Here is a 3202-nt window from a genome sequence, read left to right as displayed (position 1 = left end):
TGTAATGCAGGGAAGATCTGCCTGAATTCAGCAAATTCGTTCAAAAATCAGTCGATTAGCCAACAAATAATGATCTCACTCCCTCTTGTGCTGAAAAAAACAGCAAATCTTACCGACTGTGATCCCTATTTCATACGGCCTCAGGATCTTTGAAATTTCTAGGCGTCAAGCCTTTTTGTGCTTTTTCCGGATAGTCCGTATTAGCGGTGTTTTGTCATATCCGCAGACTGACTGATCAGAAAAATCGGTTTTAAGCGGCCTAAAAAGTCCGTGGAGTGGTTTTCGTTCTGTTAGACGTAGAAACGGGCTAATCATAACTTACCAGCGCTCTGCATTGATTACAGAGGGGTATAACGTAGAGTTAATGTATTTTTCCGAATGACTCTTTTGCACTGTCGATACCTATTCAACCATTGCGTCGCGGATAGTTCGTAATTGGCATGACTCGCACAGCTCGCCACGCCTAAAACCCGCTTAGCAGGGGCGCAAGCGCGGTTCCGTGATCTCTGTTGGCTCTGTAGTTCGCTTCGCTCACGCATCGGCGCGCAGAAGCCCCTGTACATCTCTGTAAGCGATTTTCGCGCCTAGTATGCCCTAACGGGCATCTAAAACCGAGAAAACGCCGCTACAGGCTTTCTAGGGGTTTTAAAATCGAAAAAGGATAAGTCTTTGTATCTCCCTCCGCTCGCCGCAGTCTTTGGCTGAGGCGTACCGCAGGCGCGTAGCGACGAGGAACGAACAGCCAAAGCGAGGAAGCGGAAGATCACCCAAGGCTGATTGAAGCACGTTCACACTAATGTTTGAGACTGGCACGGAGGGTTTTATCAGGAAAGAGTAAAAATTTAGCCACTGGCGGATTTCTATAAGTGAAGTTATCCACAGGCTCAAGGGGGTGAAGCCCGGTTAAAAGATTAGTTATGTATAAGTTAAAAGAGTTAAAGGGATTTTTTTGGCTGTAGGTATATGAAATACAATAAGTTTTACGACCTGTTGGTTTTTAAATCCCAGTATTTGGTTTTTAAATCCCAGTACTTTGGTTTCTAAATCCCAGCTTGAAACCTATGTTATCCACATAAAAAGGACATTTTTCATGCGATTTTTACCATGTTTATTGACTTGGTTTTTAAAACCCAGTATTTTGGTTTTTAAAACCCAGTATTTTGAGGTTTTTTATGGGTTTTTAAATCCCAAAACGAACGAGTCAGTGCAGAGCGGTCACTCTGCACTGACTCTTACCAGCAACCCTGATAACGCAGGATTGAGGCTATGGTAAATCATACAATTAATCAGAGAGTAAGCAACTTGAGAACGTTACGCCCCCGTAAACATGAACTGGAGTTTTTTATTGCCGATGAGGTTGAGCTTTCAAGTTTTAGAGATGAAATGGCAAGCATGGAGCATCCTTTTTTTGCTATGAAGGGAGGGGATACAAAGACTAGAAAATATAAAAATGGAAATATCACTGTTACTGTAGAACCGACATCATCAGGTATGGCAACTATCTTTGATAAGGATGTTTGGATTTATAGTATATCCAAGTTACAGGAAGCCATGAATAATAATGAGGAGATAAGCCGAACTATTTGTTTTACGCCTTATGATTTTTTAGTGACTACGAATAGAGAAATAGGCGGTAGAACATATAATGAATTAGAAAAGTCTTTAAAAAGATTGGCTGGTACAAGAATAACAACGAACATTGTATATTCTGATGAAAAACAGGAATCAATAGGCTTTGGTCTTATTGATAGTTGGCGGATTCTTGAAGAAAAGAAAGGTAATCTTGATATTGGTATGATAGAAGTCACCTTACCGGACTGGCTCTATCAAGCATTACATAAAAAGAAAATGCTAAAAATTAGTCCCGATTACTTCCGTATCCGAAAAGCAATAGATAGGCGACTTTATGAAATAGCCCGTAAGCATTGTGGTAATCAGGGGGAGTTTACGATATCCCTTGAAAAACTGCATTTAAAAACGGGGAGTACCGCATTGTTGAAAATGTTCAGGCATAATATTAAACAACTGGCTAAGGTGAACGACTTGCCCGATTACAGTATTCGTTACGATGCCAAAGCGGATATGGTGATTTTTAATAACCGCAATCTGACGCCGGAGCAGGAAGAGAAAGAGCAACAACGGGAAAAAGGTAAGCGGGAAATTTATAAGTTAAAAAATTCATTGGCAACTAAGCGAGGTGGAAAATGAAAAATAATGTTTATCAATTCCCACAAGGGAAGCAGAGAGAGGCCGTAAAAAAAGCGGCTTCTCAATCAAAACGGAAGCGTTTTTTTGCCAAATTTTTAAAGCTTTTTTCAAAAGGTATTCATTGGGTTTGGTTTTCGATTCGACTTGTGATTGCCAGTAGCTTACACACGGTAACCGGTATTCTACTTGCGCTACTGTATGGATTTAAAGGCGTGATAATTTTTCTTGGTGGGGGGATTTGTCTTGTCACTTACTTCCATCTTGGAAAACATTTTATTGCACCTAATAACTATACCCTTCCAATCCTTGCGGCAGTTTGTATTATTGCTTTATTGGGCGAGGCATTAATCACTTTTCTAAATGATGTGATGCCGTTCCATCGACTACTTGGTATCTGGGACAAAGAGGCTAAAATCAAGGATGATGAAAGCAGACAGGTTGCGAATGATGGGTAACGTCGTATGTCTCTACACCAGTTTGCTTATGCGTAGTTTTGCATGCCTATCTGCTTCACCTATGCCCACAGTAACGATAGAATATTGAGTATCAAGATGAATAAATCTAGGCCACAAAGCCACTACAAATGTGCACATTTGTAGCTCTCGCCAGCCGCTACACGGGGTTTTTGGAGGAAGAATGAAATTTATCAGTTTTAGAATAGAGAACGGTAATTATACCAAATTAAAGGATGCGATAATAAAGTTAAGTGGTAAAACCCCCACTGCTTTTTTTTCTGCCATTGCCAATAAAATTATTTCTCAACATACGACAGACGTCGATACCATTTCCAGCAAAGAATCGCCATTATCAAATGTGAGGCAAATCCGTTTATCTGATGAGATGCTTAATCAGTTAACACTGCAAGCGGATTCCCGGCACTGGTCAGTGGCTAAAGAAATCCGGTTTATGTTAAATCTTGCCATGACGACGGAGCCTGTTCTTCTGGATGAGGAAGTGGAAGAATTACGCCGTGCAAGAAATGCGGTCAATACGG

General features: G+C 40.8%; 3 protein-coding genes. All 3 read left to right on the top strand.

Annotated features, from left to right (window positions below; all coding sequences use genetic code 11):
• The first annotated feature begins 1266 nt into the window (after nucleotides 1-1266).
• Entirely contained in the window at nucleotides 1267-2208 is a 942-nt protein-coding gene (locus CBG25_RS12130) for a replication initiator protein A (RefSeq protein WP_290606907.1), read from the top strand.
• Complete coding sequence (locus CBG25_RS12125; RefSeq protein ID WP_290606906.1) at nucleotides 2205-2663, top strand: hypothetical protein; 459 nt, start codon at nucleotides 2205-2207, stop codon at nucleotides 2661-2663. The genes CBG25_RS12130 and CBG25_RS12125 overlap by 4 nt, the downstream gene beginning before the upstream one ends.
• A gap of 181 nt (nucleotides 2664-2844) precedes the next feature.
• Nucleotides 2845-3202: hypothetical protein (locus CBG25_RS12120; RefSeq protein ID WP_290606904.1), on the top strand; the 358-nt coding region annotated here is incomplete at its 3' end.

Source organism: Arsenophonus sp. ENCA, assembly GCF_002287155.1.
Taxonomy (GTDB): domain Bacteria; phylum Pseudomonadota; class Gammaproteobacteria; order Enterobacterales; family Enterobacteriaceae; genus Arsenophonus; species Arsenophonus nilaparvatae.
The sequence above is the reverse complement of the archived record's forward strand: the minus strand, read 5'-3'. Positions and strand labels throughout refer to the sequence as shown.